The organism is Paraburkholderia sp. BL10I2N1 (assembly GCF_004361815.1).
GTDB lineage: Bacteria > Pseudomonadota > Gammaproteobacteria > Burkholderiales > Burkholderiaceae > Paraburkholderia.
Genome location: NZ_SNWA01000001.1, coordinates 416,193 through 442,092, shown reverse-complemented (window position 1 = coordinate 442,092; position 25,900 = coordinate 416,193). Strand labels below are relative to the sequence as shown.

At 63.1% G+C, this 25,900-nt stretch carries 23 protein-coding genes; 21 read left to right on the top strand and 2 right to left on the bottom strand.

Annotation, left to right across the window (positions count from 1 at the left end; translation table 11 throughout):
• Position 1: 1 nt before the first annotated feature.
• Entirely contained in the window at positions 2-1,426 is a 1,425-nt protein-coding gene (locus tag B0G77_RS02095) for a UbiA family prenyltransferase (protein ID WP_133660635.1), read from the bottom strand.
• A gap of 345 nt (positions 1,427-1,771) precedes the next feature.
• On the opposite strand from B0G77_RS02095, the gene B0G77_RS02090 reads away from it, so the two are divergent.
• The 4 genes from B0G77_RS02090 to B0G77_RS02075 are packed head-to-tail and all read left to right on the top strand — an operon-like array spanning position 1,772 to position 6,508.
• A complete protein-coding gene (locus B0G77_RS02090) occupies positions 1,772-2,617 on the top strand; it encodes a glycosyltransferase family 2 protein (RefSeq protein ID WP_133660634.1) in 846 nt (281 codons plus the stop codon).
• A complete protein-coding gene (locus B0G77_RS02085; protein WP_133660633.1) occupies positions 2,614-3,570 on the top strand; it encodes an SDR family oxidoreductase in 957 nt (318 codons plus the stop codon). Before B0G77_RS02090 ends, B0G77_RS02085 begins: the two co-directional genes overlap by 4 nt.
• Before the next feature lie 8 nt (positions 3,571-3,578).
• Positions 3,579-4,610 (top strand): glycosyltransferase family 4 protein, encoded by a 1,032-nt coding sequence (locus B0G77_RS02080; protein ID WP_133660632.1) that lies wholly within the window; start codon positions 3,579-3,581, stop codon positions 4,608-4,610.
• 5 nt (positions 4,611-4,615) lie between these two features.
• The gene (locus B0G77_RS02075) at positions 4,616-6,508 is read left to right on the top strand and encodes a nucleoside-diphosphate sugar epimerase/dehydratase (protein ID WP_133660631.1); all 1,893 of its coding nucleotides are present in this window, start codon (positions 4,616-4,618) and stop codon (positions 6,506-6,508) included.
• A gap of 22 nt (positions 6,509-6,530) precedes the next feature.
• On the opposite strand, the gene B0G77_RS02070 is transcribed toward B0G77_RS02075, so the two are convergent.
• Positions 6,531-7,628: a glycosyltransferase gene (locus B0G77_RS02070; RefSeq protein ID WP_133660630.1), complete on the bottom strand. Its 1,098-nt coding sequence runs from the start codon at positions 7,626-7,628 to the stop codon at positions 6,531-6,533.
• Between the two features lie 304 nt (positions 7,629-7,932).
• On the opposite strand from B0G77_RS02070, the gene B0G77_RS02065 reads away from it, so the two are divergent.
• The 17 genes from B0G77_RS02065 (at position 7,933) to B0G77_RS01975 (ending at position 25,893) form a co-directional block, all read left to right on the top strand.
• Positions 7,933-9,507 (top strand): methyl-accepting chemotaxis protein, encoded by a 1,575-nt coding sequence (locus B0G77_RS02065; RefSeq protein ID WP_133660629.1) that lies wholly within the window; start codon positions 7,933-7,935, stop codon positions 9,505-9,507.
• 198 nt (positions 9,508-9,705) lie between these two features.
• Positions 9,706-9,954, top strand: coding sequence for an AlpA family phage regulatory protein (locus tag B0G77_RS02060; protein WP_133660628.1), 249 nt, complete (start codon positions 9,706-9,708; stop codon positions 9,952-9,954).
• 655 nt (positions 9,955-10,609) lie between these two features.
• Positions 10,610-11,473, top strand: a complete 864-nt coding sequence (locus tag B0G77_RS02050) for a ParA family protein (RefSeq protein ID WP_133660626.1) — start codon at positions 10,610-10,612, stop codon at positions 11,471-11,473.
• Positions 11,466-12,071 carry a hypothetical protein gene (locus B0G77_RS02045; RefSeq protein ID WP_133660625.1) on the top strand — a complete coding sequence of 202 codons (606 nt, stop codon included), beginning with the start codon at positions 11,466-11,468 and terminating at the stop codon, positions 12,069-12,071. The genes B0G77_RS02050 and B0G77_RS02045 overlap by 8 nt, the downstream gene beginning before the upstream one ends.
• Positions 12,071-12,709 (top strand): lytic transglycosylase domain-containing protein, encoded by a 639-nt coding sequence (locus B0G77_RS02040; RefSeq protein ID WP_133660624.1) that lies wholly within the window; start codon positions 12,071-12,073, stop codon positions 12,707-12,709. Before B0G77_RS02045 ends, B0G77_RS02040 begins: the two co-directional genes overlap by 1 nt.
• Before the next feature lie 27 nt (positions 12,710-12,736).
• A complete protein-coding gene (locus tag B0G77_RS02035) occupies positions 12,737-13,099 on the top strand; it encodes a TrbC/VirB2 family protein (protein WP_243750901.1) in 363 nt (120 codons plus the stop codon).
• 32 nt (positions 13,100-13,131) lie between these two features.
• The gene (locus B0G77_RS02030; RefSeq protein WP_133660623.1) at positions 13,132-13,452 is read left to right on the top strand and encodes a VirB3 family type IV secretion system protein; all 321 of its coding nucleotides are present in this window, start codon (positions 13,132-13,134) and stop codon (positions 13,450-13,452) included.
• A 1-nt stretch (position 13,453) separates the two neighbouring features.
• Complete coding sequence (locus tag B0G77_RS02025; RefSeq protein WP_133660622.1) at positions 13,454-15,925, top strand: VirB4 family type IV secretion/conjugal transfer ATPase; 2,472 nt, start codon at positions 13,454-13,456, stop codon at positions 15,923-15,925.
• Positions 15,922-17,091, top strand: a complete 1,170-nt coding sequence (locus B0G77_RS02020; protein ID WP_133660621.1) for a type IV secretion system protein — start codon at positions 15,922-15,924, stop codon at positions 17,089-17,091. The genes B0G77_RS02025 and B0G77_RS02020 overlap by 4 nt, the downstream gene beginning before the upstream one ends.
• A gap of 16 nt (positions 17,092-17,107) precedes the next feature.
• Positions 17,108-17,815 (top strand): P-type DNA transfer protein VirB5, encoded by a 708-nt coding sequence (gene virB5 / locus B0G77_RS02015; RefSeq protein ID WP_133660620.1) that lies wholly within the window; start codon positions 17,108-17,110, stop codon positions 17,813-17,815.
• A 204-nt stretch (positions 17,816-18,019) separates the two neighbouring features.
• Positions 18,020-18,748: a type IV secretion system protein gene (locus tag B0G77_RS02005; RefSeq protein ID WP_133660618.1), complete on the top strand. Its 729-nt coding sequence runs from the start codon at positions 18,020-18,022 to the stop codon at positions 18,746-18,748.
• Positions 18,745-19,563, top strand: coding sequence for a TrbG/VirB9 family P-type conjugative transfer protein (locus tag B0G77_RS02000; protein ID WP_133660617.1), 819 nt, complete (start codon positions 18,745-18,747; stop codon positions 19,561-19,563). Before B0G77_RS02005 ends, B0G77_RS02000 begins: the two co-directional genes overlap by 4 nt.
• 37 nt (positions 19,564-19,600) lie before the next feature.
• Positions 19,601-20,833, top strand: coding sequence for a TrbI/VirB10 family protein (locus B0G77_RS01995; RefSeq protein ID WP_133664007.1), 1,233 nt, complete (start codon positions 19,601-19,603; stop codon positions 20,831-20,833).
• A complete protein-coding gene (gene virB11, locus B0G77_RS01990) occupies positions 20,830-21,948 on the top strand; it encodes a P-type DNA transfer ATPase VirB11 (protein WP_133660616.1) in 1,119 nt (372 codons plus the stop codon). The genes B0G77_RS01995 and virB11 overlap by 4 nt, the downstream gene beginning before the upstream one ends.
• Before the next feature lie 41 nt (positions 21,949-21,989).
• Positions 21,990-22,376, top strand: coding sequence for a hypothetical protein (locus B0G77_RS01985; RefSeq protein WP_133660615.1), 387 nt, complete (start codon positions 21,990-21,992; stop codon positions 22,374-22,376).
• Entirely contained in the window at positions 22,373-24,076 is a 1,704-nt protein-coding gene (locus B0G77_RS01980) for a type IV secretory system conjugative DNA transfer family protein (protein WP_133660614.1), read from the top strand. Before B0G77_RS01985 ends, B0G77_RS01980 begins: the two co-directional genes overlap by 4 nt.
• Entirely contained in the window at positions 24,073-25,893 is a 1,821-nt protein-coding gene (locus B0G77_RS01975) for a PriCT-2 domain-containing protein (protein ID WP_133660613.1), read from the top strand. The genes B0G77_RS01980 and B0G77_RS01975 overlap by 4 nt, the downstream gene beginning before the upstream one ends.
• Positions 25,894-25,900 lie beyond the last annotated feature (7 nt).

Genomic DNA, 25,900 nt, shown 5'->3' with positions numbered 1-25,900 from the left:
ACTAGATGGCCGCCCAGAAGACCAGGCCGCAAAGCAGGACGACAGCGAGGCTGACGCGATCGCGTGCGGCGAAGACGATTGGGTCGTCGTGCATCAGGCCACGGTGCGCAATGATCCAGGTGCGGCTGATCCAGTAGAGCAGCAGCGGACAAGCGACCCAGATAACCTGAGGATGGCGGTACAGGCCAGCGGTCTTCGCGTCCTGGATGTAGAGCGCAAGCACGAGCACGGCCAGATAGCCGGACGCTGTCCCAAGTGATGAGATGAGTGACAGGTCGCTGGCGACATAACCGCGTCCGCGCGTCTTGACGAGCCCGCGTTCCTTCATCGAATGCAATTCCGCGTATCTCTTGACAAGCGCAAGGCTCAGGAAAATGAACATCGAGAAAGCGAGCAGCCAGAACGTCAGTTGTGCGCCTACCGCGGCCGTGCCGGCGATGATACGGATCGTGTAGAGCATGGCCAGCACGACCACGTCGACCATCACCTGGCGCTTGAGAAACATCGAGTACGCCAGTGTCAATGCGTAATAGCCGAGCAGCACCACGGAGAATTGCCAGGGCAGGAGGATCCACGCCGTGGCGAACGATCCGGCCAGTAAGACAGGGAACAGGCCTAGTCCCCAGGTGAGTGGTAGCGCGCCGGAAGCAAGCGGACGTTTGCGTTTGACGGGGTGATGGCGGTCGTCTTCGATATCGAGCAGGTCGTTGAGCAGATAAACACTCGATGCGCACAAGCCGAACGTGAGAAACGCCACGAGGGCGGCAAGGGTGAGTTCGGGGGACGACAGCTTGTGTCCCGCCAGCAACGGCACGAAGATCAGCAGATTCTTCAGCCATTGATGCAGGCGTAACGATTTGGCCCAGATCCTCGCGGAGGGTGGCCGTGATTCAATCACGCGCTCCACATTACCGATCTTGCGGGCAGCGCGTTCCACGCTATTGGACGGATTGACCACGTACGCACGGTCGGCGGATTGCCAGACTGCAATGTCCTCATGCGAATTGCCGGCGTAGTCGAAGCCCTTTTCGCCATACTCGGCGACCAGTAAATCGCGCTTGTTATGGGCGGACAGATTGACGCTGTCGTTGGTGGCGAATGTCTTGTCGAACAGGCCGAGATGGGCGGAGATCGCTTGTGCGTAACGCTCGTGGCTGGCGGTGGCCAGTACCAGCGTGCGGCCTGCGTTACGCTCTGTCTTCAACCATTCGAGCACAGTGGCGTCGTAGGGCAGAACGGTGACGTCCACGTTCGTTGCGTCGGCAAGGCGCGCTTTCAATCCGGACTTGCCGCTGCGCGCGAGCCATAGCAACGGCTCATAGAAGCGGTGCGGGGCGGCCTTCAAATAGGCAAATCCCGACTCGATCAGGACGTCCGAGCGAATCAAGGTGCCATCCAGATCGACAACGAGTGGTTTGCTGCGCATTCAGTCTGCCCTGTGGGCGGGTAGTAAGAATAATGAGCGACGGTACGCCGCGGGCGGCACGTGGCTGCCGCCGTCTATTTTTGGGCCGGTTGCGAGACGTATCAAGTTTGGCGGCGCCACTTTACTATTTCGCGATACCGCGCACAACCTTACATATGAAAGCGCGTTGATTTTCCAGCGCATTCTTTCAAATCTCGCAGAACAAACGGGGTTTGATGCAGGTGTTTCGAGCCGTAACAAAAGGAAAGCCTAGTTGCATAACGCAGGAAATTTGAGCAAACTCCGACGTTGTTGCGGCCAAACAACGTAAAAGTGTCGTTCATAAGACACGCCGTTTTATTCCACATGAATGCTACAAGCGCGCCGCGTTCCGAATCCGAGGGTTTGTCGGTCTCTGTCGTTGTTTATCGGCCGGAGCTTGCGCAGCTGGCGAACACGTTTGCCAGCCTCGGCGCCGCGTGTGAGACGTTGCGCACCAAAAGGCCCGGTCTGCCGATCGAAGTCTACCTCATCGACAACGGTGGCTTGCCGGACGTGCTTGCAGCGCTCGACGAACTGCGCGCCCACGACGTCGCCTGGACGACCCTGACCGGCCACGGCAACGTTGGCTATGGCCGGGGCCACAATCTGGCCATCGAACAGGCGGCGGGTCGTTATCACCTGGTGCTGAACCCGGATATCGACCTTGATCGCGACGCGCTGGTCCGGGCACTCGATTTTTTCGACGCCAATCCGGATGCAGGCTTGTTGACGCCGTGGATCGGAGACGAGGAGGGGCGCCAGCAGTACCTCTGTCGCCGTTATCCGACGTTGCTGGACCTCCTGGTGCGGGGTTTCCTGCCGACTGGTGCGCGCCGACTGTTTGCGCGCCGTCTCGCGCGCTACGAGATGCGCGACCTGATCAACGAGCGGGATATCGTGTGGGACCCACCGATAGTCAGCGGCTGTTTCATGCTGTTTCGAACCAACGTGCTCAAAAAACTCGCAGGCTTCGACGCGCGCTATTTTCTGTACTTCGAAGACTACGATTTGAGTTTGCGGGCCCATGACGTCGCCCGCGTCGTCTACACGCCAGCCGTCCGCGTGTTGCACCACGGCGGCGGCGCCGCGCGCAAAGGCTCGGCGCATATCCGGATGTTTGCGGCTTCGGCGTACAAGTTCTTTAGCCGCTTTGGCTGGAAGTGGCTATGAGTCGGATCGTCGTGACCGGCGCAAACGGCTTTGTCGGGCGCGCGCTGTGCCGGGCACTCGTGGAGGGCGGCCACAACGTCACGGGCCTCGTACGGCATGCGGGTGGCTGTGTGAGCGGCGTGCATGAATGGATCGACGCCAGCAAGGATTTCACGGGTCTTGCAAGTGCGTGGCCTCAGGGGCTGAATCCGGAGTGTGTCGTGCATCTGGCAGCGCGCGTTCATGTGCTGCGCGACGATGCGACCGATCCCGATGCTGCGTTCCGCGCGACCAATATCGAAGGCGCGTTGCGGGTCGCCGAGGCGGCCGTTCGTAACCGCGCGCGGCGCTTCGTTTTCGTCAGCAGCATCAAGGCGGTGGCCGAAGCCGATTCGGGGCGAGCGCTGCGCGAGGACGATCCGCCGGCGCCGCAGGACGCTTACGGCCGTTCGAAATTCGCAGCGGAAGAAGCGCTGGTTCGCTACGGCGACGAGACTGGGCTTGACGTTGTGATCGTTCGTCCGCCGCTGGTATATGGCCCGGAGGTCCGCGCCAATTTTCTGCGCCTGCTGGACGGCGTATGGAAGGGCGTGCCCCTGCCGCTTGGCCTGGTCGGCGCAAGGCGCAGCCTTGTGTATGCCGGCAACCTGGCGGACGCGCTGATGCGCTGCGCGACCGACCCACGTGCCGCCCGCACATGTTTTCACGTTGCCGACGGCGACGATCTAACGGTTGCCGATCTGGCGCGCGCGCTCGGCGAACATCTGCAGAAGCCGGCGCGCCTGCTGCCCGTGCCGGTGAGCTGGCTGCGGGCTGCCGGCCGGTTGACCGGTCGTTCGTCGCACGTCGATCGTTTGATCGGTAGTTTGCAGGTCGACACAAGCCGGATTCGCACCGTGCTGGGCTGGCAGCCGCCGTTTTCCATCGACGAAGGGTTAGCTGCGACTGCCCGCTGGTACCGATCGACGCATTGAGGGCATTCATGGTCACGCAAGCTTTTACGACTTCGCCCTGGGTTGCTCCAGCGCTGGTTGCTCTGGGGGCCGCGTGCGCGTGCGGCGCGATCCTGCTGGTTTTGCTGAGGACCGGCCTGGCATGGCGCCTCGCCACCGATATCCCGAACGACCGTTCGCTGCATGATCGTCCTACGCCGCGGGTTGGGGGCTGGGGCATCGTGCCGGTCTCGGTCGCGACGATGCTGCTGATTGCACCGAGCCTATGGTGCGCTGCCGCGGCCGCGGCTTTCCTGGCTGCCGTCTCCCAGATTGACGATCGCCGCGGCCTTCCCGCACGAGTCAGGTTCGCCGCTCACCTCATTGCGGTCGTGGGAATCGTGGTGCTCTATCCGGCGCCGCTGCCGTGGTGGTTGCTCGGTGCCTTGTCATTTTTGATGATCTGGCTGGTAAACCTTTACAATTTTATGGACGGGGCGGACGGGTTGGCAGGTGGCATGGCGCTGTTTGGCTTCACCGGCTATGCAGTCGCCGCGCTGGTTGGTGCCTACCCTTTGCCCGAACTGGCATTGGCATCCGCAGCCATAGCCGGCGCGGCGCTAGGATTCCTCCTGTTCAATTTTCATCCGGCGCGGATTTTCCTCGGGGATGCCGGATCAATCTCGTTGGGCTTTCTCGCCGGCGCCTTGGGCTATTGGGGCTGGCTCCGCGGGACCTGGCCGATCTGGTTCCCGGCACTGGTGTTCGCCCCATTTATCACCGATGCTTCCATTACGCTGGCGCGGCGCCTGTTGCGTGGAGAAAGATTTTGGCAACCCCACCGCGAGCACTACTATCAGCGTATGGTGCGCTCGGGCATGGGGCACGCCGGAACCGCCGGTGCATGGTATGCGGTGATGGCAACAGGCATAATACTTGCCGTTTGCCTGCTTGGTCGTCCTCAGGCGTTCCAGTGGTGCGCTGTTGCTACGTGGGTCGTCGTTCTATGTTTGCTGGGCGTGGTAGTGGATCTGCGCTGGCGTCGTTTCCAGTCAACACTGTCCAAACAATCCGAGGTATGACGCTGATGTTCAGAAACAAGGCCACCTGGCTATCCTTCAGCGCTTTCCTTTTCGACTTGTGTGCTGGGGCGACCGTATGGCTCGCCGCGTACATCATTCGCTTCAATGGCGACGTGCCGGTGGAGTTTTGGCATGGCGCGCTGAACTCGCTTATCTGGGTGCTCCCGGTCTACGGGGCGATGTTCCGCATTTTCGGCCTGTACCGGGGCATGTGGGTATTCGCCAGCTTGCCCGACCTGATGCGTATATCGAAGGCTGTCGCGTCCGGAGCACTTGTTACCATGATTGTCGCGGTAATGGTGCAACCCGACCCTGTTGTTCCGCGTTCGGTCCTGCTTGTCTCGCCGTTGCTCCTGTTTCTTGCAATGGGGGGCTCACGCGCACTCTACCGTGCAGCCAAGGAGTTTTATCTCTATGGCGGGCTCGTCGCGCAGGGCAAGCCTGTCATCGTGCTTGGCGCGGGCACAGCAGGCGCGAGTCTCGCTCGCGAACTTTCGCGCTCGAGCGAATGGCGTCTGATTGGCCTGCTTGATGATGACGTCGCCAAGCACGGGCGCGAGATATACGGCTACAAGGTTCTCGGTTCCATCAGCGAGTTGCAGCAGATCGCGGAATCGCTAAAGACGGAGTACGCGATTATTGCGATTCCATCGGCATCGGTGGAAGCGCAGCGGCGGGTGGCGACGATATGCGTTCGTGCAGGCGTGCGGGCGATGGTGCTGCCAGCGCTCACCACACTCACGCAGGGTCAGGCATTCCTTTCCCGAGTACGTCAAATCGATCTGGAGGATTTGCTGGGCCGGGATGCGGTAAAGATCGATATGCCGCACGTCGAGGCACTGCTGCGTGGCCGGGTGGTGATGGTGACAGGGGCGGGCGGTTCGATCGGTTCGGAGTTGTGCCGTCAGATCCTGCGCTTCGAACCCGCGCAGCTGATTGCCTTCGATATGTCTGAATTCGCGACGTACCGGCTCACGGAAGAACTGCACGATCGCTTCCCGGGGTTATCGGTGATTCCGGTGATTGGCGATGCGAAAGATTCACTGCTGCTAGATCAGGTGTTGTCGCGCTATACGCCGCACATCGTGTTCCACGCGGCGGCATATAAACATGTGCCATTGATGGAAGTGCAGAACGCCTGGCAGGCAGTACGCAATAACGTGCTCGGAACCTATCGCGTAGCCCGGGCGGCGATACGGCACGACGTGAAGCACTTTGTGCTGATTTCGACGGATAAGGCGGTCAATCCGACCAACGTGATGGGCGCGAGCAAGCGGCTCGCCGAAATGGCGTGTCAGGCGTTGCAGCAGACGAGCGAGCGCACGCAGTTCGAGACGGTGCGGTTCGGCAATGTGCTCGGTAGCGCGGGTAGCGTGATTCCGAAGTTTCAGCAGCAGATTGCAAAGGGCGGTCCGGTCACCGTCACTCATCCGGCAATCACCCGTTTCTTCATGACGATTCCAGAGGCTTCGCAGCTCGTCCTGCAGGCATCGAGCATGGGGCGTGGCGGCGAGATCTTCATTCTGGATATGGGCGAGCCCGTGAAGATCGTCGATCTGGCGAGAGACCTGATCCGCCTCTACGGATTCACCGAGGAGCAGATCCGGATCGTGTTCACTGGCCTGCGCCCTGGCGAGAAGCTATACGAAGAACTGCTGGCCGACGACGAGACAACCACGCGTACGCCACACCCCAAGCTGCGAATCGCTCAGGCGCGTGGCGTGCCGGATAACCTGCTCGACGAGCTTCTGCCGTGGTTGATGCAGCATCGTGTGCTGTCGGATGACGAAGTGCGGCGCGACCTGAGGCGCTGGGTGGCCGAATACCAACCTACGTTGGCGGGGCCGCTGCGTAGCGTGCCACAACCCCTGGTTGCCGGTGCTTCGCAGTCGGAATAAAAAAGGCGCCGAGGCGCCTTTTTTACTTTCCCTTCCTCACCACCATCCACCGCGGCGACTTGAACCGCACAATGCTTGCATAAAGCCAGACATACGTAGCCGCAAACACAACCACAAAACAAAACAGATGCACCGTATGCCGCCAGAACAAGGTAGCTGGAATAACAGCGATCAGACACAGCAGCCACAGGTACGGCGAAGTCAACGAATTGCGCCGCGTCAGTTCCCTCGCGGTCTTCGCACCCACAGCCCACCGCATCAACCGCTTATAAACCAGCATATGCAGATGCACGCCATCTGGAATCCCCGGTGACATCCCGCGAATGAACTTCTTCCGATAAATCGAAAAGCACGTCTCGAAGATCGGATACATGAACAGCAGCACCGGATACCACGCCGACACATCACGATTACGCATCACGAGCATGATCGACAGCTCGGCGAGCATGAAGCCAATAAAATAAGCTCCACCGTCCCCAAGAAAAATCAATCCCGCCGGGAAATTCCAGATAAAGAACCCCATCACCGCGCCCATCATGATGAGCGACGCCGACAACACGATCGGGTCATGCACCTGGAACGCGACGTAACCCATCGACGCGAACATCATGAACGCGACCATCGAAGCCAGGCCGTTAAAGCCGTCGATGATATTGATCGCATTCGCCAGAGCCGCAACCGCGAGCACCGTGACCGCAAACGAAACCACTGCATAGGAGAGCAGGAAGTCCAGCGGCGGCACGCTGATGCGCGTCACGGCGATATTCAGAAAAAAGTAGGCAAGCGCCGCGGCGGCCATCGTACAGAGCAGGCGAACCAAAGGCGACACACGCTTCGTCACGTCCTCGATCAGGCCGGAAGCGAACGCTGGCATGCCGCACGCGACGAGCCCCAGAATCCCGCCGGACACAGCCGGATAGGCCCGATGCAGCTGCAGCGCCGACACGATCAGGCCAAGCAGAATCCCTGTCCCGCCGATCCGCGGCACCGGGCGCGCGTGAAATTTTTGCACGCCAGCCAGATCGCTGTCGGTGGAGAACTTCTCATGCAGATGCGCGTAACGCACGATCAACAGCGTGACCAGCAGTGAGATGAGAAAGCCGAGCGCAAAACTGAGCATGAAAGTGAGCCTGAGCGAAGACGCCGAATTATACAAACGAAACGCACCGCGCCCTGAATCCAGGGTGAGTCAGTTCCAGGCGAAAAAACAGCGCCGCCCTGGTGATTGAAAACCGTGGACAAGAAGCGCTCGCCGATCTCTCCCAGATACTGGATCAAAACCGCCCCGAAAGCCGCGCCACTAGTGGATATTCCCTATCTATCCGGGCTCGAAAAGCGCCGTTACCCCGGATGCGGCGAGTTGCGAACCACGCACAAAGAGACCATGCGCAGCTGCTGCCCGACCAGGACGTTCCGGAGAAAAAATGCTAAACAACATCACCATCCGCGGTGGTTTGACGCTGGTTATCAGCGTCTTCGTCGCGTTTCTGCTGACTGTGATCGGCGTCGGTTACGGCGCGCTCAAGCTGACAAACAGCGGGCTGGAGGAAGTACAACACAGCGCGTCCGCGCTGATGCAGTTGAAGGCAAGCTCAGAAAAGCTTCTGCAGGTACGCCTCGCGCTCGGCAGCTACGAGACGCTTTTCAGCGTCGGCAAGCAGACCGATGACCTGCTGCCGGCCGCACACAAGGTGCTTGAAGAGTCGACGGCGGCGTTTCGCAGCTATGCAGGCGGACCGTTTGCCAGCGACCAGGAAAAGCAGCTCGCGCAGGCCGTCGAACAGGCGCGCGCCGAGCTGGTCGACCGCGCGATCGAGCCTGAATTCAAGGCGCTCGGCGACAACGACTTCAACACCTTCCGCACGATCCAGGGCGAAACGGCCAACACCTACTACGCGGCCTATTCGAAAGCGATCGACGCGCTCGCCCGCCTGCAGACAACAGAGGGCCAACGCCAGGCCGAGACTGCGGCGGAGCGCCTTCGAATCGCGACGCTGCTGTTCGGCGCGATCGGTGTGATCGCAATCGTGGTCGGCGTGATGGCGCGAGCAGGCTTGTCGGCGGCGGTGGTCAAGCCGGTGACCCGGACGATCTCGCACTTTCGCAGCATCGCGGCCGGCGACCTGACGATCTCCGTCAAGACGCGCTCGCGCAATGAAATGGGCCAGCTGCTGTCCGCGCTGACGCAGATGCGCGATGGCCTCGTCGATACGGTGTTGAAGGTGCGCGGCAGCACGGAAGCGATCACGACGGGGGCGAACGAAATTGCCTCGGGCAACGCAGATCTGTCGAGCCGCACCGAGCAGCAGGCCGCCGCGCTTCAGCAAACGGCGGCGAGCATGGAGCAACTGTCGGCGACGGTCAGGCAGAACACCGACAACGCGAAGCAGGCAAGCCGCCTCGCCCAGGGGGCGCTCGAGACCGTCACGCGCGGCGGCAATGTCGTGACCCGCGTGACGCAGACGATGGACGGCATCACGGAATCGTCGCGCAAGGTCGCTGAGATCATCGGCATGATCGAAGGCATCGCGTTCCAGACCAACATTCTCGCATTGAACGCTGCCGTCGAAGCGGCGCGGGCGGGCGAACAGGGACGTGGTTTCGCGGTCGTGGCGTCGGAAGTGCGCAGCCTCGCGCAGCGCTCGGGCACGGCAGCGAAGGAAATCAAGGAGCTGATCGGCGATTCGGCCGCGAAGGTGGAGCAGGGTGCATCGCTCGTCGCCGAGGCGCGCAGGACGATGCAGGAAGCGATGGATTCGGTGAGCCGCGTGAACGGCATCATGAGCGAGATCGAAGCGGCCGCGCACGAGCAGAGCGACGGCATCGATCAGGTCAACAAGGCGATCAGCCAGATCGATGAAGTCACGCAGCACAACGCGGCGCTCGTCGAGGAAGCCGCGGCCGCGGCGAAATCGCTGGAAGCGCAGGCGGATGTGCTGCGGGAAGCGGTCGCGGTGTTTCAGATCGACCAGCGCGCGCGGCTAATGGGCGCTGCGTAAGGTAGCGAGAGCACTTCGATCGGGGTGGCGTCGGTCGCCTGTCCAAAGCGCCGCTGATATTGCGACGTGTTGTCCCGATTGAGGCCGTAGTTGTGACGGTGGCGTCCCGACGGTAAGACGGGCTTGCCTGCGGGAACGGTAGAGACTTCAATCCGCAATATGGTCCGGGTGGTCCCGGATACCTTAACGAGGTGACATATGGCGAAAGTCTCGCGCACGGCGTTGGCGATTTTACGACGTAAGCAGGTCCAACGCGAAGTGGGCCTGTCACGCCCGACTATTTATCAACGTATCAAGGACGGGACGTTTCCTGCGTCCGTGAGGCCAGGTACCCGATCGGCTGGTTGGCGTGTTGCCGGTATCGACCGGTGCCTGGCCAGTCCGGCGGGCTACCGTTGCTTCGGGCCGACGTCCATTCCAGGTCCTGTGCACACAAGATTGCCATGAGCAGTTCCCAGGTTCGCTGGAGCCTCGAGGAACGCCTGTGCAATTGGGCGCGTCAGGCGCGAGGCGGTCATGACGAGGGGGATGCGCAACGCGTAGATCGGGCCTGGCGGCGACTCGCGCCATGTCATCGCGAACTGTTACGGATGGTGTACGTGTGGGGGGCAGGTCGGGAGGTTGTTTGCAGGCGTCTGAAGATCAGGCGTCAACCGTCGCATATATTTGAGCTGGAGCTCGCAGCCGCGAAGGCCGCGATCGAAAAAATTCTGGATGAAACGTCGTGACAAAAAACGATGCTTCAGAAACGCACGGGACGTTAATGAATGAGGCGTAAATCGAAATGAAGAGGAGCGAAAAAAACGTCCCTTGCGCAGATAAAAACCTTGCACTAGAGTGAATTCAACAACCTGTTCCGGTTAAAGCGCTTGACGCTACCGAGTTACGCATTGGCGGCCCCGAAGTACCGATGTGTATCGCGATGGTGTTGCCTGCCGGAACATGATCAAAGCCTGCATCCGCAGGCTTTTCTTTTTTTTTGCCGGCGCTGAAATGATCCCCCTTGAACCCGCGGTTCGCCCTTGAGGCGCCGCGGGTTTCTTTTTTCCGTCGCAGATTCGGGTCGGTGCCCCGGTGCTGTAACCGAGGGAAGTGACCGACCATGAAAACGCTTCTGATTGCTGCCGCAAAAGGTGGGACGGGCAAGACTGCGCTGACATGCCAGTTCGCGCATTACCTGCATTTGATGGGGCACCTGCGGGTGCTCGTGATTGACCTTGCCGAGCCTGCATGCAGCACGGCGTCGCTCGCCCGCGCGCACAGGGCTGTCGTCCTGCGCGGCGAGACATTGATGGCGCAGTGCGGCGGCCTTCGCCGTAATGTCGGGGCGCCGGGCTTGTGGGTGCTGCCCGCCCATGCCGTGCCGGCGCTGTGTCTCGAGCCCGGCGCTGATGAGGCGCGTTACTACGCCAATGTGCGACATCTCCTGTGCGTCCTGGCAGCCTTCGCCGACGTCTGCCTCATCGACTGCCCACCGCTTCCAGACCTGCGCACGGTATGTGTCGAGTCGATGGTTGACGCGATGGTGAGTCCCATCCAGCTCAGCCGCGAGGCACTCGACAGCGCAGCCTGTCTCATCAACGCAGCCTGGGGCGTGCGCAACGTGCGCGCGAAGCTGAATCCCTCGCTGCACTTCATCGGCCTGCTGCCAAACATGGTGGAAGCGACACCGCTGCACCAGGCGAATGTGCGGACGATCGAGGCACAGTTCGGGGCGTGGCTGATTCCCGATCCGGGGGGGCTGGACAGACATCTGTGCATCCCGCGGTTCGGCGCGATAGCGCAGGCGCAGGCTGCCGGCGTATCGGTATCGGAACTCGGCAAGGAGCGCGCGGCGCGCAGGGCATGGCAGTCGATACGAGCGTGCTTTGAGGCGCTCGCCGGGCAACTGGAGCTGGACGAACTGCACGGCGAAGACCACGAACGAGATGACGCGTCGAGCGAAGTGGAGGCCTTCCATGCGTAAGACATGGATTGCCTCCCAGGTGCGGTGCGCTGCACATCGATGGCCGGTTGTGCTGGTCGTCCTGATCGCCGCTTCCGTGTTCGCGTCGGAACCGGCTTGCGCCGACGACTGGGGCTGCCAGGTGTTCCTGTGCCTGTCGAATCCGGGCGGTCCAGAGCAGTACGTCGAATGTGTGCCGCCTGTCGAGAAACTGTGGAGCGCGCTGCGCCACGGTGATCCGTTCCCGGCGTGCGAGTCTGGTGCTGGCGGCTCGGGCGGCTCGGGCGGCTCGGGCGGCGCTGGTGACTCTGGTGACACTTCGGGCTTCTCCGTCTCGAAAACCTTTGCGAGCGCAGCATATTGCCGCGAGGACCTGCTGTACTGGGGCGGCCGGGAAAAGAGCGAACTGCTGTGTGGTGCGCGTGGCGCGATCAATGTGGACATCGGCGGGCGTCTCCAAACCCGCGTCTGGTGGGACGCCGGCGGCCAGAGCCGCACGATCACCGAGTATTACGGCGCGGGCAGTACCCAGAGGCCGTATGACCCCATGCAGGCTGCGCACCTGTTCCTCGAGCGCATGGAGCAGGAGGAGGGGAGCGACATCGGAGGAGGTGGCTGATGGCACTGCCCGACTTCTTGACGCTTGCGCAGCAGTGCGCGCCGCAGGTCGCACCCGCGACGCTTGCCGCGATCGTTCGCGTCGAATCGGAGTTCAACCCCTATGCGATCGGGGTGGTCCACGGCCGGTTGATGCGGCAGCCCGCAAACGAGGCTGAAGCGATTGCCACCGCGCGCACGCTGGAGGCGAGCGGCCGGAACTACAGTGTGGGCCTCGCGCAGGTGAACCACGCGAACTGGACCCGCTATGGACTGACGCCGCAGAACGCCTTCGATCCCTGCCGCAACCTGGCAGTCGGGGCGAGCATCCTGCAGCGGTGTTTCGCACAGGCACACGCTGCGCAACCGGATGTCCAGCAGGCACTGCGCGCGGGCCTGTCCTGCTACGCCAGCGGCAATTTTGCCACCGGCTACCGGACTGGCTACGTGCAGCGCGTCGTCGCCGGCGTGACTGCGCGGGCGACGCCGTCTGTAGCCGCGATTGAACCTGCCGTCACGGCAATACCGGTTGCGCCGTTGAGCAGGGCTGCGGCAGCACGGGAACTGCAAGAGCGCGTGACGATGCCGGACGACGGCGCACCAGATCCGAAGCAGGACCGAAAGCGCGATCCGCCAGCCGGAAGCGCAGTGGTGTTCTGAGAACTGGAAGCCAGGCAATGTATCAAGATGTTTCACCAGGAGCGTTCCATGAAATCAGTATTACTAATCATAATCAAAGGCATAAAGGCGCTTTTGAAGCTGGCGAGACAGTCGTGCTGGATCGAAAGTCTCGTGACCGCTGCGGTGGTGACTCTCATCGTGACATCGCCCGCCCATGCCCAGCTGTCGCAGGTCAACACGCTGCTCAACACGATCCAGACGACGCTTCTCGGCGTTGGCGGGGTGATCTGCTCGATCGCGATCATCTGGGCCGGTTTCAAGATGATGTTCCAGCACGCCCGCTTTGGCGACATCGCCAACGTCTTCATCGGCGGGCTCTTTGTCGGCTGCGCGACGGTGATCGCCGCGATGCTGATTCCGGCGACCTGAGCCGTGCGCTGCTTCGGAGCAGGATCAGGATCATGAACGCGCTCAAGGATCCGGTATTCAAGGGCTGCACCCGTCCCGCGATGCTGTGGGGTGTGCCGCTGGTGCCGCTCCTGATGGTGTGCGGCGGCATGCTGGTGCCGGCCATCTGGACATTGCTGGCAAGTCCGCCACTTGGCGTGGCGATTCTTCTGCTGATGATCCCGGTGTTCGTCACGATGCGAGCTGTCACCCGTCATGACGACCAGCGTCTTGCGCAGCTCGCACTCCGGTTTCGCATGATGCTGCGACAGCGCAACCGCCGGTTCTGGGGCGCGCACGCGTATGCGCCGATCCGGTTCAAGAGGAGGGCATGACATGCACACCGGGCCGAAATTCGCCGCGCTCGCGAACCGCGAAGTGGCGCTGCAGGACTTCCTGCCGTATTCCACACATGTTACCGATCACGTGATCAAGACGCGCGAAGGCGACTACCTGCTCATCTGGAAAATCGCGGGCATCGCGTTCGAGGCCGCGGATCCGGCAGACATTCTCGTGCGCCACCAGGGCTTTAACCAGCTGGTGCGCAGCTTCAGCGGCGGGCATGTGGCGCTGTGGTCGCACCGGCTGCGCCGCCGCGTGTCCGACCGGTTTGACACGGCGTACGACCACGCATTCTGCCAGGAACTGGCCGCGCGCTACTACGCGAGCTTTGCCGGCTACCGGATGATGGCCAACGAGCTCTACTTCACGCTCGTGTATCGCCCAAACCGTACGAAGCTTGGGCGACTCTTCAGCCAGGCGGCGCGCCGCACGCCCGACGACATCCGGCGCGACCAGCACGATGCACTGAAGGTCATGGCGGAACTCGCCGCACAGGTCGAATCGAGCCTCAAGCCATACGACCCGCAGGCGCTTGGCGTCTATGACCGGTGGCCGCACCGGTTGCCCCATTCGTGCCGCTATTCGGCGGCACTGGAGTTCCTCGGCTATCTCGTCAACGGCGTCTGGGAGCCGGTACCCGTGTCAGCAGGCCGTATTCGCGAGGCGTTACCGACCTCCCGTCTGTTCTTTGGCGCGGAGAAAGTCGAGATCAGGATGCCGGGCGCGACCCGTTATGGGGCACTGCTGGACCTGAAGGACTATCCGGAGCAATCCGAGCCGGGCATGCTCAATGACCTGCTTTACGGCGACTATGAATACATCGAGACACAGAGCTTCACGATTCTCGACAGGCCGGGCGCGAAGGATGCGCTTGAACGTCAGCGCAACCAGCTGATCGCGGGCGAAGACGTGGCGGTCTCGCAGATTGCCGCGATGGACCAGGCGCTCAATGATCTCGTGAACGGTGACTTCGCCCTGGGCGAATACCACTATTCGCTCGCCGTGCTCGGCGATACGCCCGACGAGGTTGCCAGGCACATCGCCAGGGCCCGTACGCAACTGGCGGACGCCGGATTCCAGACGGCGCTGATCGACCTCGTGGCGGACGCCGCGTGGTTTGCCCAGTTGCCGGCTAACTGGCGGTACCGTGCGCGCGAAGCGAAGCTGACCTCGCGCAACTTCTGCGCACTGGCGAGCCTGCACAACTTTGCCACGGGCAAGCGCGACGGCAACCCGTGGGGCGAGGCAATCACGATCGTCAAGACGCCCAGTGGCCAGCCGTTGTACCTGAACTTCCACGCGACACCGCAGAAGCAGGACTCGGCCGATGAGAAGGCACTTGCCAACACGCAGATCATTGGCCGGGCGGGAGCGGGCAAGACGGTGCTCGAACTGTTCCTGCTGGCGATGGCCACGAAGTATGGCGTGACCGCCGTGGTGTTTGACAAGGATCGCGGCACCGAGATCGCGATCCGGGCGATGGGCGGCATCTACACCGTCTTCCGGCGGGGCGAGCCGACCGGGCTTAACCCCTTGCAGCTCGAGCCGAGCGAGGCCGTGTTCGACTTCTGGGAGCGGCTCGTGCGCAAGCTGGTCGATACCGGCACCCCGCTTTCCGCTAAGGAAGAAATGGATATCTCGCGCGCGGTGCGCGAAGTGGGCCGGATGGCCCGGCCGCTACGCCGGCTGTCGATGGTGCGCCAACTGCTGCCCAACGTCGGTGAGAACAGCCTCCATGCGCGCCTGACAAAATGGTGTGCGGGCGCACGCCTGGGGTGGGTGCTGGACAATCCGGCCGACCGTCTCGGCTTCATGCACGGTAGCCTCTTCGGCTTCGACGACACCGAGCTGCTCGACGACACGGAAATATCGACGCCGGTCACGATGTATCTGCTCTATCTGACCGAACGCCTTATTGACGGGCGGCGCTTCATCTATGTAATGACGGAGTTCTGGAAGCGTCTGGGCGACGCGGTCTTCACCGACTTCGCAAACAACAGGCAGAAGACGATCCGCAAACAAAATGGCCTGGGCATCTTCGATACGCAGTCGCCGGCGGACGTCCTCAGAAGCGACATCGCCCGCGCACTTGTCGAGCAGACTGCGACCTTTTTCTTTCTGCCCAATCCACGGGCCGACTACGACGACTACGTGCACGGCTTCAAGCTGACCGAAGCCGAGTTCGACATCGTGAGGAACCTGGGCGAGAACAGCCGCATGTTTCTCCTCAAGCAGGGGCACCGGTCGGCGATCGGCAAGCTCGATCTGGGCGGCCTCGGTGATGTCCTCGACGTGCTGTCCGGGACCACGGACAACGTCGAACTGCTCGATGTCATTCGCGCTGAGGTGGGTGATGCGCCACAGGCCTGGTTGCCTCTCTTTCACGCGCGGCTCGCCCAGCGCCGGTCGATAAAGGGTAGCGAACGCCCGCCGGCGTCGCACACAGCAGCAGGAGGTGCGCGATGAGCGGGCTCTTTACCGCGATCGGTGGCACCCTGGAAAACGGCACTGCCAGGTACGTCACGAACGTTTCCGCCGCGCTCTCCAGCGCACTCGTGCCGGCTGTCACGACGGCCGTCACGATCTGGATCATCGCCTATGGCCTGGCGGTGGTGCGCGGCGAGGCTCACGAGGCTGTCCCGGCGTTCGCGTGGCGCGGCCTGAAGGTCGCCGTCATCCTCGCGTTCGCGCTTGGAACGGGCGTCTACCAGGGCCAGCTCGTCACGGCGGTGAGCGGTGCGACAGCCGGTCTTGCCCAGACAATCCAGACGGCCGCGGCAGCCAGTGGTGCCGGCAATCCGGGGTGTGGCTCGCCGGATGCGGGCAGTGTGACGGCGACGGGCGCGACCAGCATCTACCAGACGCTCGACTGCTACGACCAGCAGATCGATCTGGTGATGGAAGCCTATTTCAACAAGGCGACGCACGAGAGCGTGGGCTTGAGCATGGTGACGGCCGCAACCGGAGACTTCCTGTGCGGACTGATCGCTGCGTTTGGTGGCTCGATTTTCCTGATCGTGCTCGCGTTCGAGGTGGTGATGGCGAGGATGCTGCTTGACCTCGTGCTGGGTCTTGGACCGATCTTCATCGCCTGCGGCGCGTTTGCACCGACCGCAAAATTCTTCGAGGCGTGGACCGCGAAGGTCGCGAACTACTCGCTGCTGCAGATCCTCGTTGCCGCTTTCCTCGGCATGGCGCTCACCGCGTTCTCCGCGGATCTCACGGCGCTGCACGTCACGAGCGCCGCACCCGGCTCAAATCCATCAGCTCTCGTGGCTGCCGTTCAGCACGCGCTGGAGGGTACCGCGGCCGATGTGGCCGCTGTGGGTCTGTTCGTGGCCGGGGTGTTCCTTGCAATGGTGGGCTGGCAACTGCCCAGCGTCGCGGCCGGTCTTGCCGGAGGAGCCACGCTGTCCGGCTTCGGTGCCTTTGTCGCGGGCCTTGCGTCGCGCCCGGTGCTGAGGGCGATTGCGCGAGGATTGGGCCGCACGGGTGGCCGAGGGCGTCCCGGGGCAGGGATTCAGGGCGTCCCGGGCGTCCAGGGAGCAGGTGGAGGTGCTTCGTCGGATGGGAACGCTATTGCCGCCTACCGGCGGGCAGCCCGCGATCACCTCGGCCAGAGCGGCGAATGAATGACAGGAGCACACCATGATCAGGTCTTTTAAACCATTGAACTATTGCGTGTTGCTCGCGGCGCTCGGCGCGGGCGTCGCCCGGTCGGCGAACGCGCAAGGTATTCCCGTGTTCGACGCGGCCAACGTCGCACAGGCCATTGCCACGGTCGCGCAGCTCGAGCACGAGGTGCAGCAGGAGATCCAGCTTTACCAGTCGCTTAACGGCACACGCGGGTTTGGCGCGCTGCTCGGTAACCCTGTGCTTGCGAATTCACTGCCGTCGAACTGGATGAGTGTCTATGCGGCAATCCAGCATGGCGGCTATTCGGGCCTTACAGGTAGTGCCCAGGCATTGCGCTCGGCGGGTGAAATCTACAACTGCGAGGACCAGAGCGGCGCCGACCAGCAACTGTGCCAGCGCGAGCTGAACAAGCCGTTCCAGGACAAGGCGTTCGGCATGCAGGCGTACCAGACCGAGCTCCATGAACTGAACCAGATCCAAAGCCTGATGCAGCAGATCGACCTCACGCAGGACCCCAAGGGCGTGGCCGAACTGCAGGCTCGTATCCAGTCGGAAAGCACCGCCGTCGGCAACGAAATGACCAGGCTGCAGCTCTTCAGAATGCTCTCCGACACGGAAGACCGGCTGATTGCGGAGCAGCAGAGTGAACTCGTCATGAGCCGGGCGGCGAACACGGCACGCATCCAGGACCAGATGGTTCCGGCCACGTTCGGCAATTGAGGGGGACGCCATGAAAATCTGTGCTTCCTTCATGACGGCACTGCTGACGGCGACGTGTATTGCTGCCTGCAGTGATACGCCGCCGAAACCCGTCCTGCCCGATGGTTCGCACCGTGTCCCGGTGAATCGCGCACCGCTGTCGGTTTTGCCGATTGCGCCACCCGGTGCACCACACGTTGAGCTGCCGGTGGACGGGGCCGCCTCATGAAAGCCGCCCACGACTATCGGCGCGTGCTCGACATCGAGGCGTCGCTCACCGAGCTGCAGGAGCGCTCCGAGCGCCGCGCCTGGCATATCGCCTACGCGGCCGTCGGCGTGGCCGTACTGTGCGCGACGGCACTCGCCGTGATGGTGCCGTTCTACCGGGTCGTGCCCCTGCCGATCGAGGTGAACACGCTCACGGGCGAGTCGCAGGTGATCGACGTCCTCGACGCGAAACACGTGCATACCCGGGAGATCCAGGACAAGCACTGGGTCGAGGCGTATGTGCGCTCGCGTGAACGTTACGACTGGGGGCTGCTGCAGATGGACTACGACTGCGTGCTGAACATGAGCGACGACACGGTCGCGCGCGACTACCGGCAGATCTACAGCGGTCCCGATGCGCTGGACAGGCAGCTCGGACCCAATACCCAATGGCGTATACGCATTCTCTCGACGACGCTTCCGCCCGACGAACCGGGGCATGCCGTTGTGCATATCGAACGCACCACGCGCAGGAGCGCAGCTGACAACGCCGAGCCGCCCCAACGCTTCGTCGTGACGCTGGCTTACACATACAAGCCGCCGGTGTTCACGAGGGAAAGCCTTGCGATCGACAATCCGTTTGGCTTCAGGGTCACGGCCTACAGCCGCGATCCGGAATATACGCCCGCGGTGCCGGCTGCACAACCGGCGACGACGCCCGGCACCACGGCCGGAGGTGTGCGATGAAGCCTGCATACGCTCTCGCTGCGCTCCTCCTGGCATGCGGCTGCCGGCTCGCGGTTGCGTACGACGTGCCGGGCTGGTCGAGGGACTCCCGCGTGCGCCAGGTACTGTATCAACCCGACGAGGTCGTGCGTATCAAGGCGCAGCGCGGGTTTGCCACACACATTGCACTCGATCCGCACGAGCGCATTCTGGTCGTCGCGCCCGGCGATCGCGATGGCTGGCAGGTCGTCGCGAACAAGGGCGACCACGACGTCTACCTGAAGCCGCAGCTCTCCGCACACGACACGAATCTGGAAATCCGCACCGACAGGCGCAGCTACAGCTTTGATCTCGTCGTCCTGTCATTGAATGCGAAGTCTGGCAACGGCCACGCAATGTATCGCGTGACGTTTGGCTATCCCGAAACCACCAGGTCCCAGGCGCAGGCGGACCAGGCGCTTGTACAGAAGCGTCTGGCCGGGCTGCCTGCGGTGCGCAACACCGCTTACTCGATGCAGGTAATGCCGCATTCAGACGACATTGCACCGGCGGCGGCATGGGACGACGGCCGGTTCACCTATGTCCGGATCCCGGCTAACCGGCGCATTCCCGCGATCTTCCGCGTGGCGGAGGATGGTAGCGAAAGCGTCGTCGACAGACACATGGAGGGCGACGTGATCGTCGTCCATGAGGTTGCGCAGCGCTTCGTGTTGCGCCTGGCCAATGAAGTCGTGGGGTTGTGGAACGATGCGTATGACATCGATGGCGTGCCGCCGAAGGACGGCACGACGGTGGACGGTGTCAAACGCGTGCTGCGGAGCGAAGGCGATGAGTGACATGGGCGACATGGGCGACAAGGGTGACATGGATCACATGGGTGACGAAGGGACCCGCAACGTGATCGGCCCGGGTGACGCTCGCGCACATGCTGGCGTTCCACCCGGGGCGAACGGGAGCGCACCGGCTGATCGCGGCATGCCGGAGCTGGGGCAACACCGCTCGTCCGGCCGCCCGCGTGTCTGGTGGCTTACACCGCTCGCGATCGTGGTTATCGTGGTCATCGGTGCGGTGTGGACCGTTCACGGGTTCCTCGCGCGTCATGATGCGGATGCGAAGGCGCGGCGTGACGCAGCGCTCGACCAGCCGGACAACGGGCGAGTCTTTGCGGACGGGCACGGGCAGGCAGCCTCCGCGGCCAGCGCGCCGGCGTCCGTAGCGGTAACCAGCGCCTCGAGCCTGCAAGCCGCGTCAGCACCGGCCGCGACCGCTGGACACCTTTCGCCCGCAGTCGTACGCACGACACCTGTGCGCAGTTATCTGGATGCGCCGCTGATTGCGACGGGCGACTCAGGCGGTTTTCGGACGGAATCGCTGCTTTCCGGCGCTGCGTCACCGGTGGCCGATACGAGTGATACGAGCCCGGTTGCACTGAAGCCGGCCCAGTCCGGTAGCCTGGCTGCCCGGTCCCTCGTCCAGGTACTGACCCCGGGTGCGACACCGCGCGTGCTGGCATCGCGCCTCGGTGACCGCAATTTCATTCTGGCGCAGGGCGCCAAGATCGACTGTGTGGGTGACACCGCCTTTGATTCGAGCGAAGCAGGCATATCCACCTGCACGGTGACGAAGAACGTGTATTCGGATAACGGCCACGTGGTGCTCATCGAGCGCGGCTCGCAGGTCAATAGCGAATACCGGACCAATCCTGCTCCGGGCCAGCGGCGCGTGTTCATCCTGTCCGCGCGCATCAGGACACCGGACGGCGTGAGCGTCGACACCGGTTCGCCGGCGGCCGATGCGCTCGGACGCATGGGTATCGGTGGCCATGTGAACAACCGCTGGGGCGAGCGCGTGGGTGCTGCGTTCCTGCTAAGCCTCACGCACGACGCGATCGGCTATCTCGCCACGCGCGGCGGCAACAGCAACAGTTCGACGGTCTTCGAGAACACCCGGCAAAGCGGTGACGACATGGCCGCACGCGTGCTCGACAGCACGATCAATATTGCGCCGACACTGACACAGAGCCAGGGAGCCGAATTCACGATCGTCCTCGCACGCGATCTCGATTTCAGTGCGGTCTATGCGCTGCAACCGGAGGCGGGGAGATGAACACGCGTGCCATGACATCCGGTCCTGCGCCCGGCGCAGCGCTCGCGCGACTGCCCGACGACGCGTCGGTGCGCGAACTGATGCGTCCGTTCGCGCCGTTGCTCGAAAATGCGGATGTGACCGAACTGGTGATCAACCGGCCACAGCGCGTGCTGACCGAGACGCACCTGGGCTGGCACGGCCACGACTACGGCGAGCTGGACTTCGAACGCCTGATGGCGTTCGCCGTGGCGATTGCAACGCTCACGAACCAGGAGATCTCGGCGCAACACCCGGTGCTTGGCGCATTGCTGCCGGGCGACGCGCGCATCCAGATCGTCGTGCCGCCGGTGGTTCCCCCGCGCACGGTGTCGGTCACGATCCGCAGGCCAGCTGCGCGCGAAAAGGCGCTGGAAACCTATCGTATCGAGGGCCTGTTTGCGCAGACGCTATGGCATCGACCATCCAGCATCGACGATGCGTGGTCGGCCCTGCGTCCGCTTGACCGGGCGCTGGCTGGCCATCTCAAGGAACGCGATTTCGTCGGGTTCTTCGAGCGCGCGGTCCGGGGGCACCTGAACCTCGTGATTGTCGGCAGTACGGGCTCGGGCAAGACGAGCTTCATGAAGACGCTGTGCCAGCACATTCCGGCGACCGAGCGCGTCGTGACGATCGAGGACGTGCGCGAACTTTTTATCCGTCATATCGAGAACTGCGTCCACCTGCTCTACAGCAAGGGCGGGCAGGGACAGGCGCAGGTGACGCCAGCGGAGCTGATCGCCAGCAGCCTGCGCATGCGCCCGGACCGCGTGCTGCTTGCCGAGCTACGGGGCGCCGAGGCGTACGACTTCCTGAAACTGCTGAGCACCGGCCATGCGGGCTCGATCACGAGTTATCACGCGACGAACGCGACGGTGGCGATCGAACGCTTCGCGCTGATGGCGAAAGAGCATCCCGAGGCAGCCGCCTGTGACGATGCGGCGCTCAGGCGACTGCTGTTGCTGACGATCGATGTGGTGGCGCACATGGAAGCGCGGCCTGTGTTTAACGATGAGGGCGTGCAGACCGGCAGGCGATGGGCGATGACCGAAGTCTGGTTCGATCCCGTGCGCAAGCACCAGAGCGCGTTTGCATAGCGGGGTTGACGTAATCAACGCAAGTTGCAGTGGAGGACATGATGGGCGAGAAGCGGAAATTTCACTGGTACGTGCTGGGGCAGCACGCCGGCACGGCGGGCATGACGCTCGCTGCCTTGATGGCATGTGGCATCTGCATGAGCGCCGCGCTGTGGCTCGCCGGTGTGATCCTGCTCGCCAGCGCGCATCACAATCCCCTGCATGCCGGACTCTGGACCTGGTGGGACGCTTTGCTGGCCTACCGGCATGGCGATCTGCCGAAGCAGGGCCGCCATCTCGCGGGCTCGTTGCTCATGGGTTGCCTGGTCGTGTTCGGCGCCCCGCCAGCTGCAGGGTATGCGCTGTGGGAACGTACGGGCCACCGGCAGCTTTATGGCAGCGCGCGCTTTGCGAGCGGCGCGGAAATCCGTGCGGCGGGGCTGTTATGAGCGCAGTTCGACCGGGCGAGGCGGGACCCGCGATCGTCGTGGGCGTATGGCGCGGGAGGTACCTGCGCTTTGCGGGCCAGCAGTTCGTCCTGCTCGCTGCGCCCGCGCGTTCGGGCAAGGGCGTCGGCGTGGTCATTCCGAACCTGCTGAGCTATCCGGATTCGGCCGTGGTGCTCGACATCAAGCAGGAAAACTACACCACCACGGCAGGCTTTCGTCGCGCGCACGGCCACGCGGTGTACCTGTTCAATCCGTTCGCCGAAGACGCACGTAGCCACCGCTATAACCCGTTGTCGGCGATCTCGGATGGCGTGTTCCGCGTCGGTGACATTCTTGCAATCGGCTATGCGCTGTATCCGGCTGGCGGCCACGACGACTTCTGGAAAGATCAGGCACGTAATCTCTTTCTGGGGATCGTGCTGCTGCTGTGCGAATGGCGCGACGCGCGGCGCGCCGGAAAGATTGCGGACATTCCAGACTATCCCGTGACGATGGGCGAGGTGCTGCGGCAGTCCTCGGGCAACGGCATGCCGGTGAAGGCCTGGCTTCAGCAGGCCCTGCTGCAGCACCGTGCATTGCTCCCGGGCGCCTGCATTGACGCGCTGAACCGGTTTCTGGCGAATGACGACAAGGTGCTGGCGAGCATCCTTGCGACGTTTAACGCGCCGCTCACGATCTGGGCCAATCCGGTCGTCGATGCGGCAACGAGCGGCAACGACTTCGATCTGCGCGATGTACGCAAACGGCGCATGACCGTCTATATCGGCATTACGCCCGATCATCTGGTCGAAGCGGCACTGCTCGTCAATCTGGTGTTCTCGCAACTGGTCAATCTCAACACCAAACAGTTGCCCGAGGACAATCCGGCGCTGAAGTTCCAGTGCCTGCTCGTGATGGACGAATTCACCGCGATCGGCAAGGTGCAGATCATCGCACGGGCGGTCTCCTATATGGCCGGCTACAACCTGCGCATGCTGTCGATCGTGCAGTCGGTCTCGCAACTGGAGTCGGTCTACGGCCGGGCCGACGCCCGCACGTTCGTCACGAATCACGCGATGCAGATTCTCTATGCGCCGCGCGAGCAGAAGGATGCCAACGAGTATTCCGAGATGCTTGGCACCTTCACCGACAGCTCGCGCAGCGTGAGTCGGCCCAGCGGCTGGTTCGGCTGGTCCGGTGGGCGGGGCGGGCCGAGCGAGAGCGTGTCCGAACAGCGGCGGCCGCTGTTACTGCCACAGGAACTGAAGGAGCTGGGGCGGAACCGCGAAATTATCCTGCTTGAGAACACCAGGCCGATTCTTGCCGAGAAGATCTGCTACTGGCAAGACCCTGCTTTTACGTCGCGTCTGGCGGCAGCACCGAAGGTGCCGGCGATGGACCTCGTGCTTTTTAGCGCCCAGGCCGAGCGGCGCGTGCGTGTCTTGCGCACCGGCGAAGTGGACGCTGAAACGGCGAAGCTCATTGACGTGCCGGCGGACTACCTCGAAGTGCTGCAGGCGTGGGACGCGCGTGATCTGCCGGCGGACACGGCCGACATCAGCGAGGAGGAAGCAACGGCCTATGTCGAGCGGCACTTCAGGCTGCTTGGCGTGAGGGCAGATGATGTCGCGCGTGCAAAGCGGGCCGGTCAGAATGCGCGTCGTACGGGACGCGGGGCCACAGTTCCCAATGCTGTTTCGATGCAGGGAGAACAACCGTGAGCACCCGATACATCAGCGAAGCCGATCGCGTACGCGCGGCCCTGGCTGTGATCCCGGCTGAAGACTATGCGACGTGGCTCGACATGGCCTTTGCGGTGAAGCACGGTCTGGGCGAAGCCGGCTTCGAGATCTGGGACACCTGGAGTCGCAGCGCTTCAAATTACGACGGGCGCGCTGCACGCGCGACGTGGCGTTCGGTGCGCGAGTCGGGCGGCAGGACGCTCGGCTCGCTTTTCTGGCTCGCGGAGCAGCACGGTTTTGATCTGAAGGGCTCCGGTACGCCGGAGATTGACATGGCAGGCAGCGGTCGTGACCGCGCCGAAAGGGCGACCCAGGCGCGTGAAGCGGACCAGGCAGAGGAAGAAGCGCGCGCACGGCACGCGGCAGCCGCGCGTGAGGCCGTGTCGATCTGGCAGTGGGCAAGACCGGTGGGACCGCAGCACCCCTATCTCGTGCACAAGGACGTTATGCCCGTCAACACGTTGCGCGAACTTGAGGCGACTGAACTGCGCGCGCTGCTCGGTTACGCCCCGAAAAGCGCTGATGAGGTCCTCTCGGGCCGTGTGCTGATCGTGCCGGTACGCATTGGCGATGCGCTCTCCACACTCGAGCTGATCGATGAACAGGGACGCAAATCGGCACTGGCCGGCGGAGCAAAGGGCGGCGGCTACTGGATGACGGACATACCTCCGGCTCAGGGCGATCACGGTGATCCGATCCTGATCGCGGAAGGCGTGGCGACAGCCTTGTCGGCGCATCGCGCGACGGGCTGGTTCGCCGTCGCCGCGCTTTCCAGCGGGAATCTGCGCAGGGTCGCACGTACCTGGCGGGAGCGCTATCCCGATGCGGACCTGCTCGTACTCGCGGATCTCGGCCCGGGCCAGGAGCGCGCGGAGCATGCCGCGACCGATGCGTCTGCGCGTCTGGCACTACCGGTGTTTGCGCCGCACGCGCGTATCGCGGACGTGGCCCCGACTGACTTCAATGATATGGCGGTGCTCGCGGGTCTGGAGGCGGTTGGCGATGTATTGCGCGAGGCGGCTTACCGGCACGTGGCCGGGAGCAACGAGGCTGATTTGCCCCGACCTGATGAGGTGGCGTGGGTAACCGTTGAACAGAAGCAGGGCGAACGGAAGGAGGACAGACCGATGGGACGGCTGAAACAGGATGCAGGGGAAGGCGCGAAGCGCGGCGCGAAAGAGGCGAAGGACGTCTCTGGAGTGGACCTGGCGGAGGGTGCCATGCAGGGAGCCGGGCAACCGGCAGTGTCGAATGATGGAGCCACCAGAGCGTTGTCGCGACGCGAAGCGGGTGCGCCTTTGTACGGGCTCGATGAGGTGCCCGGCGAGCTCAAGGCACTGGCGCAGCACCGGTTCGGTGCACAGATCCGCATGGCGACGCCACGCGAGAACGGCGGGCCCTACCGGGGCGAGGTCTTCAATACCGAACACTACTTGATCCAGGAGGTGGCGACACGCAGCGTCGTGTTCCACGCGAAGGAGCGCATGGAATTCGTTTCCGGGCGCCTGAAGTGGTGTGACGAAAACCAGCGTCTGAATGGCGCCGATGTGCAGATCGGCTACGACGGCGACCGGCCCAGGGTGTATCCGTGGGACCGTGCGCGCGATCAACTGGAACGTACGGTGGCGTCGCTGAAAAAGTCGGCTCACGAACTGGGGCTCGGTGAGGACGTGGCCCAGACCCTCGAAGAGCTGCAGGCAAGGTCGTGGAGCCGGATCAGGGAGGCGCGCGCGGCTGCACTCGAGCAGTCGAAGGAACGCCCGGCGCGCGATGGGGAAGCTGCGCCGGACCGATAGCACCTGC